Below are 14,864 nucleotides of genomic sequence, written 5' to 3'. Positions count from 1 at the left end.
AAAAGGAACCTCCAGAGTACATATTTATATTTAAGAGCATATAATATAATGTGTAACTTTGGGGGGATTTTTATGCCTAAAAAAAGACGAAGCAGCAGAAACATTTATTCTTTTATAATGATATTGCTTGGAATAATACTTATAATTTTTTGGATGCCTCTATGGATTTGGTTGGTTATACTTGGAATAGTCCTTATCATTTTTGGAATCAATTTATATTACAGGTAGTATTCTAAGGAGTGGTACAGATTGGGCCATGGTAGAAGAAAACATCCACTTATAAAACATATTAGAAGATACTTTCCTGTGGCGGTGGCTTTTTTAGGGCTAGGAATACTTCTTGCAGTTATTCTGCCCGTCTGGATATGGGTTTTAACTGCATCCATTGTAATTATCGTAATAGGATTTAATAATTTATATAAATAAAAAAATGTGCCTTATTAGCACATTTTTTTATTAAAGAGCGCGCTGTACTTTTCCTGAACGTAAACATCTTGTGCAAACATAAATACGCTTTGTAGTTCCATCAACTAAAGCCTTAACTCTTTTTAAGTTTGGTGCCCATGTTCTGTTTGATTTACGATGTGAGTGGCTGTATTGAATTCCAAATACTAAACCTTTATTGCATATTTCGCATCTTCTTGACATATTGTAACACCTCCTTATATTGCAGTAAAACAAAAAAACCGCTCTCAAACACATTATATTCTAGCAGAATTATAATATATTTGCAATAAAATTGTTGAGGCGGTATAAAGAAAAGAACTTTAACCAAATATTATTATATATGCTCTTTGTTAGTTTGTAAAGTGATTTTACTTTACACCTAAATTAATATAAATGTCTTGAAGAAAATTTATCTTTAATATAAAATTAAAGCAAAGAATAAAATCCCTCTGTGTATCAAAATATTTGGGAGGTTTAAAAATGGCTGTTAGAACAAACAACGAATATGGTTTTGTTGAATACTCAGATGAAGTGCTGGCTAACATAGCTGGAACCGCAACAATGGAATGCTATGGAGTAGTTGGAATGGCATCAAAGAGAGCAACAGATGGTCTATGGGAACTTTTGAGAAGGGAAAATTTGAGCAAAGGTGTAAAAATTACGTCCAGTGGAGATGAAATATCTGTTGATTTGTATATAATTGTTGAGTATGGAACGAAAATATCCGTAATTGCAAACAATATAATTCAGAAGGTTAAATATACTCTTGAAGGGTTAACAGGACTAAAAGTAAATAAAATTACAGTATATGTGCAGGATATCAGAGTATAATGCAGGGAGGTACATACATTGAAATATACTACGGTTGATGGACAACTTTTAAAAGAAATGCTGTTGAGCGGAGCCTATGAACTTGAAAACAATAAGGAAGCAGTAAACGCCCTAAATGTATTTCCTGTACCTGACGGAGATACCGGGACTAATATGTCAGCGACAATGATGTCAGCTGTAGCTGAAATTCAAAATACCAGGGAAATTACAGTGCAGTCTATTGCTGATGCTGCTGCAATGGGTTCGCTTATGGGGGCAAGGGGGAATTCAGGTGTTATACTTTCTCAGCTTTTAAGAGGGATCTCGAAACACTTAAAGAACAAAAAGGATATAAACACCAAGGATTTTGCCCTGGCAATTAAGGAAGGTGTTAACACCGCCTATAGAGCTGTGATGAAGCCTACGGAAGGAACAATACTTACTGTCGCCAGAGAGTCAGCGGATAAGGCAGTAGAAATTTCAAAAACGGTGGATGATTTTTTAACCTTTATGGAAAAAATATGTAAGCATGCTGAATTAACTTTGAACAGGACGCCTGAGATGCTTCCGGTTTTAAAACAGGCTGGGGTTGTCGATGCAGGAGGAAGGGGACTTGTACTTATATACCTCGGAATGCTTAAAAGGCTTCAGGGCAATGCAGCAATGCCGGAAGCTAATAAAAATCTGGAAGCTAAAGAGCATTATGGAGCGCATCTTCAGCTGAACCCTGAAGAAGATATAAAGTTCGGATATTGTACAGAATTTATTATAAAAACTAAAAATGCAGACCCTGATGAGTTTAAAAACAAGATAATGCATTATGGAGATTCAATGGTTGTAGTTGGTACTGAAAGCCTTATTAAGGTGCACATTCATACAAATGAACCCGGTACAGTACTTAATGAGGCTATGAAATTAGGTGAGCTTTCTAAAATCAAAATCGACAATATGAGGGAACAGCACAGACACATACTGGAAGATAGTGATCATGAGGTCAAGGAAGAGATAGAATCCCATCAGGAAGAAAAGGAATATGGAATCGTTACAGTTGCCATGGGCGATGGTATAATGGGAATATTCAAGGATTTAGGCGTTGACTCTGTTATTGAAGGCGGCCAGACAATGAATCCAAGTACACAGGATATATTGGATGCAATAAATTCCATTAATGCAAAAAACATTTTTGTACTGCCAAATAATAAAAACATAATAATGGCAGCGGAGCAGGCGAGGGATATTAGCAGCAAAAATGTAATAGTTATTCCAACAAGAAGCATCCCTCAGGGAATAACAGCTGTTATAACCTTTAATCCTGATATAACGCCCTCTGAAAATGAATTGGAAATGAATGCGGCTATTGCAGGTGTAAAAACGGGACAGGTAACCTATGCAGTTAGAAATACTACTTTTAACGATGTTGATATAAAAGAAGGAAACATACTTGGTATACTGGATGGCAAGCTTATAAAGGCCGGAGAAAACATACAGAATGTTACACTTGAGCTTATAGATAGTATGATAACTGAGGAAAGTGAGCTTATTAGCCTTTTCTACGGTAAAGATATAAGTAAGGAAGAAGCCGAGAAAGTACAAAGTTTTATAGAAGAAAAATATCCAAACTGTGACATAAGCTTAAATTACGGTGGACAGCCGCTATATTACTATATTATATCAGTTGAATAAGATGGGCTTGCGTATGCAAGCTCATTTTGCATTGAGGAGGTGATTTATATGGAAATACAGTATATCAAAGGTGTAGGACCCAAGCTTTCAAAGTATTTAAATCTACTCGGCATATATACTGTTAAAGATGCAATATATTATTTCCCAAGGGATTATGAGGACAGAAACAACATAAAACCAGTATACGACATGGTTGATGGTGAAATGGTCTCGATTATCGCCGAGGTTTCCCTCATATATCCATCGAAAAAGACTTCAACGGGAAAGTATTTAAACAGAATTATTTTCAAAAATAGTTCAGGTTACATCGTGGGAGTTTGGTTTAATCAACCATACATAAAAAACACTTTCAAAGTGGGAGAAAGGGTGCTTCTTTATGGTAAAGTTTCAAAAAGGATGGGAGAGGTTCAACTAATTGAGCCTCAGTATGAAAAAAATCCCGGAGAAGCAGTAGGAGGTATAAATCCAATTTATCCTATTAATAAATATGTTTCCCAAAAGGTTATTAGAAAAATAATTTATCAATCACTTTTAAACGTAGAAAAGGAAGTCAGCGAATTCCTTCCCGAGAATCTGAGAAAAATATATAACATACCAGACATAGTTACGGCACTCAAAAATGTACATTTTCCGGCGGACAAATTTGTTTTAAAACTCAGCATTGACAGGATTAAATTTGAAGAACTATTAGTGCTCCAACTGGGATTGATAATGGCTAAAAACCAACTTTCAGTTAAGGAGAATGCTTATCCCATTCCTGTATGCAAAGAAATGAAGGAATTTAAGGATGCCCTGCCTTTTAACTTGACAGGTGCTCAATCCAAGTGTATTAGGGAGATATTGACAGATATGAAAAAAACAAAGCCTATGAACAGGCTTGTTCAGGGAGACGTTGGATCGGGAAAAACCATAGTTGCAATCATAGCTATGTTTAATTGTGCGATGAATGGATTTCAGTCGGCTATGATGGCGCCAACTGAAATACTTGCAGAGCAGCACTATCATTCAATTACGGGACTCCTTAATAGATGGGGAATAACGGCTGCGCTGCTTACGGGAAGTATGACTAAAAGGGAAAAGGATGAGGTTTTAAAAAGAATAGCATCCGGTGAAATTGACATTGTAGTGGGCACCCATGCACTTATACAGGAAAATGTGGAATTTAAGAAACTAGCGCTGGTAATTACTGATGAACAGCACAGGTTTGGAGTAAGGCAGAGGGCGGAGCTTATTAGCAAGGGTCATAATCCTCATGTTCTTGTTATGACTGCAACTCCAATACCGAGAACTCTTGCGCTTTTCATGTATGGGGACATGGATATTTCAATAATAAACGAGCTTCCTCCCGGGAGGCAGAAGGTGGATACCTATTTTATAAGGCCTGCGATGAAGAATAGGGCATACGATTTTGTTAAAACAGAAATAGAAAAGGGAAGACAGGCATATGTGGTCTGTTCACTTGTGGAGGAGTCTGAAAAGCTCGAAGCTGAATCGGCCGTTGAAACTGCAGAATTTTTAAGTAAAAACTATTTTAAAGATTACAACGTAGGATTGTTGCATGGAAAAATGAATCCAAAAGAAAAGGATGAAGTGATGAATAAGTTTAAAAATGGAGAAATACATGTGCTCGTATCAACCACTGTAGTTGAGGTGGGTGTGAATGTACCAAATGCTACGGTAATGGTGATCGAAAACGCTGACAGGTTTGGGCTAGCCCAGCTTCATCAACTTAGAGGGAGGGTTGGCAGAGGACAGTATAAATCCTACTGTATTTTGATCGCAGAGGCAAAAACCAATGAAGCTGTCCAGAGAATGGACATTATGACAAAAACAAACGATGGATTTGTTATAGCTGAAAAGGATATGGAACTTAGAGGAACTGGAGAGTTTTTTGGTACAAAACAGCATGGCCTTCCGGAACTAAAAATGGCAGATCTAGTAAGAGACATTGAAATAGTTAAGAAAACTAGGGATATAGCAAGGGAACTGGTGGAAACTGGGAAAATATTCGAAAGTGAATATGAACTGCTGAGAAGAGAAGTTAATAATAAATTTGGGGATAGTTTTGATTATACCATGTTTAATTAGGTTGATTCTGTTAGTTTAAAAATTAAAAAATCCATTAGGCACCATAGTAGAAATTACCTGAATATAAGCGATGTAAGTGGTTAAATTAATAATACAGAAACAAAACAGGAGGTGCTTAAAATGGCAAACAACAATACAGGAAGGAACAGAGTATTAATACCAGAAGCTCAGAAGGGGCTCGATCAGTTTAAATACGAGGTTGCAAGCGAATTAGGACTTGCAAATTATGCAACTATTGATAAAGGAAACCTTACTTCAAGGGAAAATGGCTATGTAGGCGGAATAATGGTTAAGAGAATGGTAGAAGCCTACGAAAGAGGCCTCGCTGGAAGATAATCAATATAAAAAGAAAAGGGGTGATTAACTTCATCCCTTTTCTTTTTTATTTAAACTGTGGTATTATTGATGCCAAATATGTTAAAATATAAAATTGTCGGTTAACAATAAAATGTGATATACTTAATCCTTGGATTGCTTTGCCATAAATAATAGTTTTTTATGGAGGATTAAATAATGAGGATCATAACTGGAATTGCAAAAGGAAGAAGAATACTTGCTCCCGAAGGGATTGAAACACGTCCAACATCAGACAGGGTTAAAGAGGCATTGTTTAATATCATTCAGTATAAAATTGACGGTTCAATTATACTTGATTTGTTTGCAGGAACAGGTAATTTGGGACTTGAGGCTGTGAGCCGTGGAGCTCAGAGATGTGTATTCATAGAACATAATAGAAACACCTATAAAATACTTCTTAGAAACATAGAATATCTTGGTTTTAACGGTAAAAGCGAGGCATATAATCAGGATGCTTTTACAGCTTTAAAAATACTGGCAAGAAGGGAAGAAAAATACGATATCATTTTTCTTGATCCCCCATATGGCAAAGGTTATATTGAAAAGGCGATTGAATTGATCAGCCATTTTGATCTTCTAAGTGACGAGGGCATTATAGCAAGCGAGCATGATAAAACCGATGAACTTCCAGAAAAAATAGGACTTCTGAAAGTATATCGAAGTGAGAGGTACGGTAGAACTAAAATAACGTTCTGGAATAAGGAGGAATATAATGGATAAGGTGGCAGTATATCCAGGCAGTTTCGATCCAATTACTAATGGGCACCTGGATATCATAGAAAGATCAGCAAAGATATTTGATAGAGTGATAGTGGGGGTTCTTGAAAACCCTGAAAAGAAAAACCCTCTATTCTCCATAGAAGAGAGGGTAGGGTTAATAACGAAGGTTACTTCACATTTGAAAAATGTGGAGGTAGAAAGCTTCAGAGGTTTATTGATTCACTATATGCATTCTAAAGGTGCAAAGGTTATTATAAAGGGACTCAGGGCTGTATCGGATTTTGAATATGAGTTTCAAATGGCCCTGATGAACAGCAAGCTGGATGATAACATAGAAACGCTTTTTATGATGACCAACAGCAAGTATTCATATCTGAGTTCAAGCGCTGTAAAACAGGTTGCAATGTATGGCGGATGCATTAGGGAGCTTGTACCTGAGGAGATTATTCCTGACATAATAGCTAAGTTTAAAAGAAATCATCTAAAAAAATAAAGTACGCAGGTGCTTTATTTTTTTAGATGGATGTTATCTATAAATGTACCCATTATGTTTAAAAGCAGCAGCACTATAAGAAGAAGCTCAACGATCAAAACAGGCTGGAATGCAATAGAATTTAGCATTTTATCTCCAGAATTTACGCTTAATAGATTGGTCCTCAAAATCAGATAGCACACGATTGATGAAAGTATACCATGGTTTATTTTGCTTAAAAAATATTTCCTAAGACTGATTTTAGTTTTATATATCAGGCTTGCAGCCTGCCCGATAATTGAAAAGCCGCTAAATGCAATGATAAAGCTTGAAAGTATAAGCTTCATTTCAAAACTAACAGAAAGGTCTGAGATAATCATACAGCCATTTGAAATTTCGATGGAGGTTTCTAAAAGAGAAGATATAATATCTGATGTCTCTGACGGAAGCATTAAAAATACTGTTAAAAATGTATGTATTGTTTTGAAAAACTCTATCTGGTTAAGCAGAGCAATAATAACAGAAAACAAAACTATATATCCTCCAATGAAGCCGCATGTTATAAGGGTATTCAATATTCCCTTTGAAAGCATGTTTCCAAGGGATATAGTGCCGCAGGAATTATTTACTTTTTCATCTTTTATGTTTATATCTCCCGGGAAAAAGAATCTTAAAACGATTCCATTAAGAACGGCACCAAGTATATGAGATATAAACAATATGTATCCTCCAATCGTGCTTTTCAGCATACCTGATCCTACAGCCCCGATTATAAATAATGGACCAGATGTGCTGCTGAAGGTCAATATTTTAAGGCCTTCCTTGGAGGTTATTTTTTTATTTTCTACGAGCTGGGATGTTATCCTTGCTCCAGCAGGGTATCCTGAAAAAATGCTCATAATAAATACATAGGCACCATATCCTGATGTATTAAATAAAAACTTTGCAACAGGTGAAAAAAGCCTTGCTATATTATCAGGGACTCTTAAAGATATAAGCATATCGTTGATTATAAAAAAAGGTATGAGCGAAGGTATTACAACAAAGAGCCATAAATTCATGCCCTCCTTCGCAGCACTAAATGATGCCCCCGGATATGCGATCATCATTGCAACAACTGTTAAAAGAAGAGTTACAAGAAGATATTTTTTATTTTTATAAAACGGAAGGAGCAAAAAACTCATAATTATTACTGTAGAAAATATATATTTCATAAGAACCTCAAAGAAGTACTTTGTACATTTTATGATAATTGGGGGGTGTCTTATGAAAAGGAATTATAAAATAGGTTTGGCCCTTGGATCCGGTTCGGCAAGAGGACTGGCTCATATAGGGGTAATAGAAGCACTAAAAAGCCACGGAATTGAATTTGATATTCTATCGGGAAGCAGCATAGGTGCGTTAATTGGAGCCTTATACTGCTGTGGGATTGATTTTAAATATGTTAAGGCTCTGTGTAAAGAGCTTCCTCAAAAGGTATATCTGGATGTATCTATACCAAGAATTGGATTTGTTAAGGGAGAAAAGATACAGGAATTTATAAAACTAATAACCAGAAATTGTGACTTTAAAGATTTAAAAATCCCCCTTATGGTTACTGCAACGGATTTAAAGAACAAATGTTTAAAAATCATTACCGAGGGAAAAGTGCATGAAGCCGTAAGGGCCAGCATTTCAGTTCCTGGCGTGTTCGTTCCTTATATAAAGGACGATATGATATTCGTAGATGGTGGCGTTCTCGAAAGGGTTCCTGCCAGAGCTCTTAAGGATGCGGGTACTGAATTTGTAATAGGTGTTGATGTTGGATTTAACCTGACAACAAGCAGCTGTAAAAGTATTTTCCATGTTTTATATGAGTCCATTGATTTAATGGAAAGAGAACTTTTTGCCTTAAAAAAACAGGATTGCGATTATTTAATAAGGGTTGATCTGAATGATATGGATCCTACAAGGTTTGACAACGTTGAGATCTGTGTGAAGAGGGGAATAGAGGCAGCCGAGAAGGCGTTACCAGAAATATTGCCTCATTTAGAAAAGATAAATAAAACCCGCTTCTAAATTATATGGAAGCGGGTTTTATAACAGGAGGAACCTTAAGATCCTGTCTGGCCTTTCTGAATGCATTGTTTTTATAAGCAAGTACGTATATATCTGTTGCAAGCATATCGTATACAAGTATGTCAGTGTCCTTCTTTGAAGGGTTGATAATTAAGGGCATCTTACACCTGGATTTGATTAATTTAATCAAATCCTTTCCTTTCTCATTGAAGCCTAAAATTCTTATATAATCCGGTGACATTTTAATTTGATTTTGTATATCTTTAGTCATGTTGAGCAGTGCATAAATGAGTATCCTCTGTAAACGTGTTGTAGTGTAGCGCTTATTTTTTAACATTGATATAAGCTCTTCGATGTTTGATGCCTCTTCGGCAGCAAACTTTATTTTATTTTCAAGGCCTTCTCCAACATCAATCAAACTTTTTATAAAATCCCTGCTGCTTTCCCGTAGTTTATATAAAATCATTTGCGAAAAATCGTTGAGACAAACTGGTCCACGCCCACAGGAAATCTCATTCTGAATTATTTTATATGTGAAGTCAGGCATCGATTCCTTTACAGCATTGAGGTCATGAAAGTTTTTTCTTATGGCTGTGGCGCTGGATATATATCCTGTAAGATGTATATCGTTGTACTTACTTTTAACTCTTTTTATTGTATATGGTTTTATTGTGCTTGAAAGCTTATGTAACGCTTTAAGATACTCAATGGCAAGTATATTGTTTGAACTTTGAAGTATAGTGTTCAAATGGTTTTTCCCAAGGCTTAGAATGTTTTTATCTGAAATATAGTCTGTCAGGGCGTGAAGCCTTGCGGCAGGATATGATAGTCCATGTTTTAAATAATACTTCAGTAAGCCCTGGTATGAAGGGGGTTCTTCAGCAAGTATTTTGCCAATTATATTCAACTCATAAATGCTTCCCAGTTCGCTTCCAAAGCATATGGAATCTACTATTTCCAGGCTGTTTAGAATTGATATCGCACCGAATGCAAATCCTTCGGCGCTGCTTACGGAATATATAGTCGGAAGTTCTATCACAAGGTCTATTCCGGCTTCAAGAGCCATTTTGGTTCTTGCCCATTTGTTTATAAAAGCTGGTTCACCCCTCTGTACGAAGTTGCCGCTCATCACAGCTATAACATAATCATTCTGTGTTATTTTTTTAGTCTTATTTAAATGAAATATATGGCCGTTATGAAGAGGGTTATATTCGACAACTATACCAGTAACGTTCATAATACTACCTCCTAGACTATTAATTCTACATTTTAAAAATCAAAATGTAAATAATTTCATACATTTGTCTGAAAAATAAATAAATTATTAATTTATAAACATTATATGTAATAGGAGGAATTTATAATTTTATATAGAAGATATAACTTTAGGAAATTTGTAGAAGAAAGGAGTTTTATAATGAGATTAATGGAACAAATCTGGGAAAAAGCCAGATCAAACAAAAAAGTTATTGTTCTTCCAGAAGGAAGTGAACCAAGAACTGTTAAAGCAGCAGAAATTATTAAAAAAGAAGGCCTGGCAGAGGTTATCTTGATTGGTGATGAAAATAGGATTAAAGAAGTTGCTGTAAGCGAAGGGGTAAATGTAGATGGCATAAGGATAATCAATCCAAGAACATATGAAAAAACCGCTGACTACGCTGAAAAATTTTATGAACTAAGAAAAAATAAGGGAGTAACGCTTGAACAGGCAAAAGAAATAGTGCTTGATGAAATTTATTTTGGTACTATGATGGTTAAAATGGGAGACGCAGATGGAATGGTGTCCGGTGCAATTCACTCAACAGGAGATCTTTTAAGGCCTGCACTTCAGATAATAAAGACAGCACCTGGTATGTCAATAGTTTCGAGTACTTTTATAATGGAAGTTCCAAACAGCACATATGGAGAAAAGGGATTATTTTTATTTGCTGACTGTGCAGTAAATCCAAATCCAAATGCACAGGAGCTTGCAGCAATAGCAGTTGCGACAGCAAGGACTGCAAAGGCACTTGCTGGAATTGAACCAAGGGTTGCAATGCTTTCATTCTCAACCAAAGGCAGTGCAAAGCATGAAAATGTTGCAAAGGTTGTTGAAGCAACAAGATTGGCAAAGGAGATGGCCCCTGATATAATGATAGATGGCGAACTTCAACTTGATGCAGCTATAGTTCCAAAGGTTGCTGAGTTAAAGGCACCCGGAAGCAACGTTGCAGGAAAGGCAAACGTACTTGTTTTCCCAGACCTTCAGGCAGGAAACATAGGATATAAGCTTGTACAAAGGCTTGCTGGTGCTGAGGCTATAGGGCCAATATGCCAGGGTTTTGCAGCACCGGTAAATGACCTTTCAAGGGGATGCAGCTCAGAGGATATAGTAAACGTAGTTGCTATAACAGCGGTTCAGGCACAGGGACTTGATATATAATTTCAAGCAATTTTAGTGAACATTAAATTCCTGTATGGAAAGGAGTATGTACATATGAAAATATTGGTTATAAATTGTGGTAGTTCCTCATTGAAGTACCAATTGATCGATATGAGCGATGAATCAGTAATGGCCAAGGGGCTTGTTGAAAGAATTGGAATTGAAGGCTCTGTTTTAACCCACAGACCTGAAGGGATGGATAAGGTTGTGATTGAAAGCCCTATGAATGATCACAAGGATGCTATTAAGCTTGTACTCGATGCATTGGTTGATGAAAAGCATGGAGTTATAAAGGATATGTCAGAAATCTCTGCCGTTGGACACAGGGTAGTACACGGGGGAGAAAAGTACTCAGAATCAGTTTTAATCAATGATGACGTTATGAAAACCCTCGAAGAATGTACTCACCTTGCACCACTTCATAACCCCCCAAACCTAATAGGTATAAATGCATGTAAGGCCTTAATGCCTGATACTCCAATGGTGGCTGTATTCGACACAGCATTTCATCAAACGATGCCGAAGCATGCATACATGTATGCCCTTCCGTATGAATTATATGAGAAATATGGAATAAGAAGATATGGTTTTCATGGAACATCCCATAGATATGTTTCACTGATAGCTTCTGAAATGCTTGGTAAAGATATAAGCGAATGCAGGATAATAACATGCCATTTAGGTAATGGTGCAAGCCTTGCTGCGGTAAACAAGGGAAAATCGGTTGATACAAGTATGGGATTTACTCCTCTTGAGGGGCTTGTAATGGGAACAAGATGTGGGGATATAGATCCTGCAATTGTAACATTCCTTCAAAAGGAAGAGGGAATGGATTCAGAGGAAGTTAACAACATAATGAATAAGAAGTCTGGTGTGCTTGGTTTATCTGGAGTAAGTAGTGATTTTAGGGATATCGAAGGAGCTGCTGAAAATGGAAACGAAAGGGCAAAGCTGGCTCTTGATGCATTCCATTACAGAGTAAGAAAATACATTGGAGCATATGCTGCAGCAATGGGTGGAGTAGATGCAGTTGTATTTACTGCAGGCCTTGGAGAAAACTCACCTAAAACAAGGCTTGAAGTATGTAAGGGTCTTGAATTCCTTGGAATTGAAATTGATGAAGCTAAGAACAATGTTAGAGGCAAAAAGGTTGATGTTTCAACTGAAAATGCCAGGGTTAAAGTGTTTGTTATACCTACAAACGAAGAACTTATGATTGCAAGGGATACAATGGAAATAGTTTCGAGATAATATATAATGGGAATAATATTCTATGGTAGTCTGCCATAGAATATTATTCTAGTTTTTCTTGACTTTTATATGCCAAATTTATATAATTAATTTTGGCATTTATTTGAGGTGAGCTTATGAAGCTTAATATTTCAGATTTATTAAAACACAGAAAAAATGTTCTCCCCTTTGAGATGTCCCTGGAAAGTGATATGGTGGAAAGGGATGATTTCAAATTAAAACTGCGTGAGCCCCTGCTTGTAAAGGGCGAGGCTGAGTATGATGGTGAGGTTATTAAAGTTAGAGGGAGAATACATGCACTGATTGAAGCTCAATGCTCAAGATGTTTAACCAGTTTGATTAAGTCTTTGGACATTGATTTCGATGAGAAATTTTCGAAATCACCCGATGATGACGTCTATCCTATTTATGAGGATTTCATCAACTTAGAGGAAATGGTTGTTGATAATCTTATATTATCAGTTCCTCTAAAGTTCCTTTGTAGCGAGGAATGCAAAGGGTTATGTCCGAAATGCGGTAAGAATTTGAACTTTGAGTCCTGCAATTGTGAAAAGGATGATATCGATCCAAGATTTGCAGCACTTAAAGACCTTTTTAAAGGTGATTGAGGAGGTGTAACAATGGGAAATCCAGCCAGAAGACATTCAAGGGCAAGAAGGGATAAGAGAAGAGCACAGACCTGGAGACTTGAAATGCCAGGAATGGTTGAATGCCCACAGTGCCATGAGATGAAGCTTGCTCATAGAGTTTGTGGAAACTGTGGATATTACAAAAACAGAGCAGTAGTTGAAAAATAATTTAAGTAAGAAAGTCTCATGCAGACTTTCTTTTTATTTTATGCAAATATATTAGCATTTATAAAAATAAAAGCCATAAATAAAAATATAGATAAAAAATGTTGATTTATTCAAAAATGTCCTATATACTTAATATTAGTAGTAGGTCATAAAATTAGATATAAGGAGTGGGACCTATGAATTCTAAGTTGAAGAAAAGCGAGAGGCAGGCAAAGCTACAGGAATTGCTTAAGGAAGACCCGTTTATAACAGACGAAGAACTTGCAGAAAGGTTTAATATATCCATTCAAACAATAAGGCTCGATAGAATGGAACTGGGTATTCCTGAACTCAGAGAGAGAATAAAAAGCGTTGCAGAAAACAAATTTACAAAGGTTAGAGCCATAGCAGGAAAAGAGTTTGTCGGTGAGCTCATCGATATCGTTCCAGGAAAAAATGCCATTTCTATACTGGATACGAATAAAAGCATGGTTTTTGAGAAAACAAAGGTTGTTAAAGGACAGTATATATATTCCATGGCAGAAACTCTCGCTCTTGCTATAGTCGATGCAAAGGCTGCGCTGACAGGTGTAGCTAATATAAAGTATAAAAGGCCTGTTTTTTCAGGCGAAAGGCTTGTGGCGAAGGGAGAAGTTATAAGAACCAGAGGTAATAAGTTTTTTGTATGGGTTTTTATATACATAAATCAGCAGGAAGTCTTCAGAGGCAAGTTTATTCTTGTTGCTATAGATGAGTCGAAGGAGGAAACAAAATGAGAATTGTTATAGATGCCATGGGAGGGGATCATGCTCCTGAGGAAATTGTAAAGGGAGCTATTCAGGCCAGAAATGAATTTGATATTGATATCACACTTGTTGGAGATAGAGAACGGATATTGAAGGTTTTAACAGCTGAAAAAGCTGATGAATCAAAATTTCAAATAATACATACAACCGAAATTATATCAAACAATGAATCTCCGACTCTTGCAATAAGGAGAAAGAAGGATTCATCAATGGTTGTAGGTATGAGGCTTCTTAAGGAAGGAAAGGGAGACGCATTTATATCCGCCGGAAGTACTGGAGCTATACTTGCAGGAGGACTGTTTATTGTGGGCAGGATTAAGGGTATCGACAGACCAGCCCTTGCCCCTGTGCTTCCAGGAAAAAATGGACCCTTTATGTTGATGGATGCAGGCGCAAATGCCGAATGTAAAACACAAAATATACTGCAGTTTGGAATAATGGGAAACATTTATTCAAAAAAAGTTCTGAGTAAAGCTAATCCAAAGGTAGGGCTTGTAAATATTGGCTCTGAGGAAGAAAAGGGTACTGAGTTTACGAAAGAGTGCTTTAAAATGCTCAAAGAGTCCAGGTTAAATTTTGTGGGTAATGTAGAAGGCAGAGAAATACCCGATGGAAATATAGATGTGGTTGTATGTGATGGCTTTACAGGAAATGTAATACTGAAGGTGTTTGAAGGTGTTGCACAGACGATATTTGATATATTGAAAGAAGAGATAATGTCTTCCGCGAGAACTAAGATTGGCGGATTGCTATTAAAACCTGTATTTAGAAAATTCAAAAAGAAGTTTGATTATACAGAGCATGGAGGTGCAATACTTCTTGGAGTAGACGGCACTGTCATAAAGGCGCATGGCAGCTCAAACGCCAAGGCAATTAAAAATGCTATAAAACAGGCGGTGCTGTGCGTGAGAGGAGGTGTTGTTGAAAGTATCAAGGAGGAGATAGAGGGATATAATGAAATCAATGGTTAGGAG

Annotated in this window: 18 protein-coding genes; 15 read left to right on the top strand and 3 right to left on the bottom strand. The window is 36.6% G+C overall.

Annotated elements, in window-relative coordinates:
- Positions 1–72: 72 nt before the first annotated feature.
- Positions 73–228, top strand: a complete 156-nt coding sequence (locus tag EDD71_RS15250) for a Sec-independent protein translocase family protein (protein ID WP_166636354.1) — start codon at positions 73–75, stop codon at positions 226–228.
- A gap of 21 nt (positions 229–249) precedes the next feature.
- Positions 250–426, top strand: coding sequence for a hypothetical protein (locus tag EDD71_RS15245; protein WP_166636353.1), 177 nt, complete (start codon positions 250–252; stop codon positions 424–426).
- Between the two features lie 30 nt (positions 427–456).
- Here the strand turns inward: EDD71_RS15245 and rpmB are convergent, their stop codons facing one another.
- A complete protein-coding gene (gene rpmB, locus EDD71_RS05450; protein WP_133627738.1) occupies positions 457–648 on the bottom strand; it encodes a 50S ribosomal protein L28 in 192 nt (63 codons plus the stop codon).
- A gap of 279 nt (positions 649–927) precedes the next feature.
- On the opposite strand from rpmB, the gene EDD71_RS05445 reads away from it, so the two are divergent.
- The 6 genes from EDD71_RS05445 to coaD all read left to right on the top strand — a co-directional run bounded on the left by EDD71_RS05445 (position 928) and on the right by coaD (position 6,598).
- Positions 928–1,278: an Asp23/Gls24 family envelope stress response protein gene (locus EDD71_RS05445; RefSeq protein WP_133627737.1), complete on the top strand. Its 351-nt coding sequence runs from the start codon at positions 928–930 to the stop codon at positions 1,276–1,278.
- An 18-nt stretch (positions 1,279–1,296) separates the two neighbouring features.
- Positions 1,297–2,940, top strand: coding sequence for a DAK2 domain-containing protein (locus EDD71_RS05440; RefSeq protein ID WP_133627736.1), 1,644 nt, complete (start codon positions 1,297–1,299; stop codon positions 2,938–2,940).
- Between the two features lie 48 nt (positions 2,941–2,988).
- On the top strand, positions 2,989–5,028 hold the full coding sequence (gene recG, locus EDD71_RS05435) for an ATP-dependent DNA helicase RecG (RefSeq protein WP_133627735.1): 2,040 nt from the start codon (positions 2,989–2,991) through the stop codon (positions 5,026–5,028).
- A 120-nt stretch (positions 5,029–5,148) separates the two neighbouring features.
- Positions 5,149–5,364 (top strand): alpha/beta-type small acid-soluble spore protein, encoded by a 216-nt coding sequence (locus EDD71_RS05430; RefSeq protein ID WP_133627734.1) that lies wholly within the window; start codon positions 5,149–5,151, stop codon positions 5,362–5,364.
- A 177-nt stretch (positions 5,365–5,541) separates the two neighbouring features.
- Positions 5,542–6,105 (top strand): 16S rRNA (guanine(966)-N(2))-methyltransferase RsmD, encoded by a 564-nt coding sequence (gene rsmD / locus EDD71_RS05425; RefSeq protein WP_133627733.1) that lies wholly within the window; start codon positions 5,542–5,544, stop codon positions 6,103–6,105.
- Positions 6,098–6,598: a pantetheine-phosphate adenylyltransferase gene (gene coaD, locus EDD71_RS05420; protein WP_133627732.1), complete on the top strand. Its 501-nt coding sequence runs from the start codon at positions 6,098–6,100 to the stop codon at positions 6,596–6,598. The genes rsmD and coaD overlap by 8 nt, the downstream gene beginning before the upstream one ends.
- Before the next feature lie 14 nt (positions 6,599–6,612).
- Here coaD and EDD71_RS05415 read toward each other — a convergent pair whose 3' ends face one another.
- The gene (locus EDD71_RS05415) at positions 6,613–7,761 is read right to left on the bottom strand and encodes a hypothetical protein (RefSeq protein ID WP_133627731.1); all 1,149 of its coding nucleotides are present in this window, start codon (positions 7,759–7,761) and stop codon (positions 6,613–6,615) included.
- Positions 7,762–7,843: 82 nt separating this feature from the next.
- On the opposite strand from EDD71_RS05415, the gene EDD71_RS05410 reads away from it, so the two are divergent.
- On the top strand, positions 7,844–8,635 hold the full coding sequence (locus EDD71_RS05410) for a patatin-like phospholipase family protein (RefSeq protein WP_166636352.1): 792 nt from the start codon (positions 7,844–7,846) through the stop codon (positions 8,633–8,635).
- Position 8,636: 1 nt separating this feature from the next.
- Here the strand turns inward: EDD71_RS05410 and EDD71_RS05405 are convergent, their stop codons facing one another.
- The gene (locus EDD71_RS05405; protein WP_133627729.1) at positions 8,637–9,872 is read right to left on the bottom strand and encodes a nucleotidyltransferase; all 1,236 of its coding nucleotides are present in this window, start codon (positions 9,870–9,872) and stop codon (positions 8,637–8,639) included.
- A 180-nt stretch (positions 9,873–10,052) separates the two neighbouring features.
- Here EDD71_RS05405 and pta point away from each other — a divergent pair, with 180 nt between their 5' ends.
- From pta to plsX, 6 genes are all read left to right on the top strand, one after another.
- Positions 10,053–11,057 (top strand): phosphate acetyltransferase, encoded by a 1,005-nt coding sequence (pta, locus tag EDD71_RS05400; protein ID WP_133627728.1) that lies wholly within the window; start codon positions 10,053–10,055, stop codon positions 11,055–11,057.
- 54 nt (positions 11,058–11,111) lie between these two features.
- Positions 11,112–12,308: an acetate/propionate family kinase gene (locus EDD71_RS05395; RefSeq protein WP_133627727.1), complete on the top strand. Its 1,197-nt coding sequence runs from the start codon at positions 11,112–11,114 to the stop codon at positions 12,306–12,308.
- A gap of 116 nt (positions 12,309–12,424) precedes the next feature.
- On the top strand, positions 12,425–12,916 hold the full coding sequence (locus EDD71_RS05390) for a YceD family protein (RefSeq protein WP_133627726.1): 492 nt from the start codon (positions 12,425–12,427) through the stop codon (positions 12,914–12,916).
- A 12-nt stretch (positions 12,917–12,928) separates the two neighbouring features.
- Positions 12,929–13,105, top strand: coding sequence for a 50S ribosomal protein L32 (gene rpmF / locus EDD71_RS05385; protein WP_133627725.1), 177 nt, complete (start codon positions 12,929–12,931; stop codon positions 13,103–13,105).
- A gap of 176 nt (positions 13,106–13,281) precedes the next feature.
- Positions 13,282–13,860, top strand: coding sequence for a transcription factor FapR (gene fapR, locus EDD71_RS05380; RefSeq protein ID WP_133627724.1), 579 nt, complete (start codon positions 13,282–13,284; stop codon positions 13,858–13,860).
- A complete protein-coding gene (gene plsX / locus EDD71_RS05375; RefSeq protein WP_133627723.1) occupies positions 13,857–14,861 on the top strand; it encodes a phosphate acyltransferase PlsX in 1,005 nt (334 codons plus the stop codon). The genes fapR and plsX overlap by 4 nt, the downstream gene beginning before the upstream one ends.
- The last annotated feature ends 3 nt before the right edge of the window (positions 14,862–14,864 follow it).

It is taken from the genome of Fonticella tunisiensis (assembly GCF_004364155.1).
In the GTDB taxonomy this organism is placed as follows: domain Bacteria; phylum Bacillota; class Clostridia; order Clostridiales; family Caloramatoraceae; genus Fonticella; species Fonticella tunisiensis.
This window is presented reverse-complemented; position numbering and strand designations above follow the sequence as displayed.

What these genes read in the sequence shown, in the direction of transcription:
- rsmD (WP_133627733.1), top strand. Translation starts at nt 5,542, where the DNA reads ATGAGGATCATAACTGGAATTGCAAAAGGAAGAAGAATACTTGCTCCC.
- rpmB (WP_133627738.1), bottom strand. Translation starts at nt 648, where the DNA reads ATGTCAAGAAGATGCGAAATATGCAATAAAGGTTTAGTATTTGGAATT.
- pta (WP_133627728.1), top strand. Translation starts at nt 10,053, where the DNA reads ATGAGATTAATGGAACAAATCTGGGAAAAAGCCAGATCAAACAAAAAA.
- EDD71_RS05395 (WP_133627727.1), top strand. Translation starts at nt 11,112, where the DNA reads ATGAAAATATTGGTTATAAATTGTGGTAGTTCCTCATTGAAGTACCAA.
- EDD71_RS15250 (WP_166636354.1), top strand. Translation starts at nt 73, where the DNA reads ATGCCTAAAAAAAGACGAAGCAGCAGAAACATTTATTCTTTTATAATG.
- EDD71_RS05410 (WP_166636352.1), top strand. Translation starts at nt 7,844, where the DNA reads ATGAAAAGGAATTATAAAATAGGTTTGGCCCTTGGATCCGGTTCGGCA.
- rpmF (WP_133627725.1), top strand. Translation starts at nt 12,929, where the DNA reads ATGGGAAATCCAGCCAGAAGACATTCAAGGGCAAGAAGGGATAAGAGA.
- recG (WP_133627735.1), top strand. Translation starts at nt 2,989, where the DNA reads ATGGAAATACAGTATATCAAAGGTGTAGGACCCAAGCTTTCAAAGTAT.
- plsX (WP_133627723.1), top strand. Translation starts at nt 13,857, where the DNA reads ATGAGAATTGTTATAGATGCCATGGGAGGGGATCATGCTCCTGAGGAA.
- EDD71_RS05445 (WP_133627737.1), top strand. Translation starts at nt 928, where the DNA reads ATGGCTGTTAGAACAAACAACGAATATGGTTTTGTTGAATACTCAGAT.
- EDD71_RS05415 (WP_133627731.1), bottom strand. Translation starts at nt 7,761, where the DNA reads ATGAGTTTTTTGCTCCTTCCGTTTTATAAAAATAAAAAATATCTTCTT.
- EDD71_RS05405 (WP_133627729.1), bottom strand. Translation starts at nt 9,872, where the DNA reads ATGAACGTTACTGGTATAGTTGTCGAATATAACCCTCTTCATAACGGC.
- coaD (WP_133627732.1), top strand. Translation starts at nt 6,098, where the DNA reads ATGGATAAGGTGGCAGTATATCCAGGCAGTTTCGATCCAATTACTAAT.
- fapR (WP_133627724.1), top strand. Translation starts at nt 13,282, where the DNA reads ATGAATTCTAAGTTGAAGAAAAGCGAGAGGCAGGCAAAGCTACAGGAA.
- EDD71_RS05390 (WP_133627726.1), top strand. Translation starts at nt 12,425, where the DNA reads ATGAAGCTTAATATTTCAGATTTATTAAAACACAGAAAAAATGTTCTC.
- EDD71_RS05430 (WP_133627734.1), top strand. Translation starts at nt 5,149, where the DNA reads ATGGCAAACAACAATACAGGAAGGAACAGAGTATTAATACCAGAAGCT.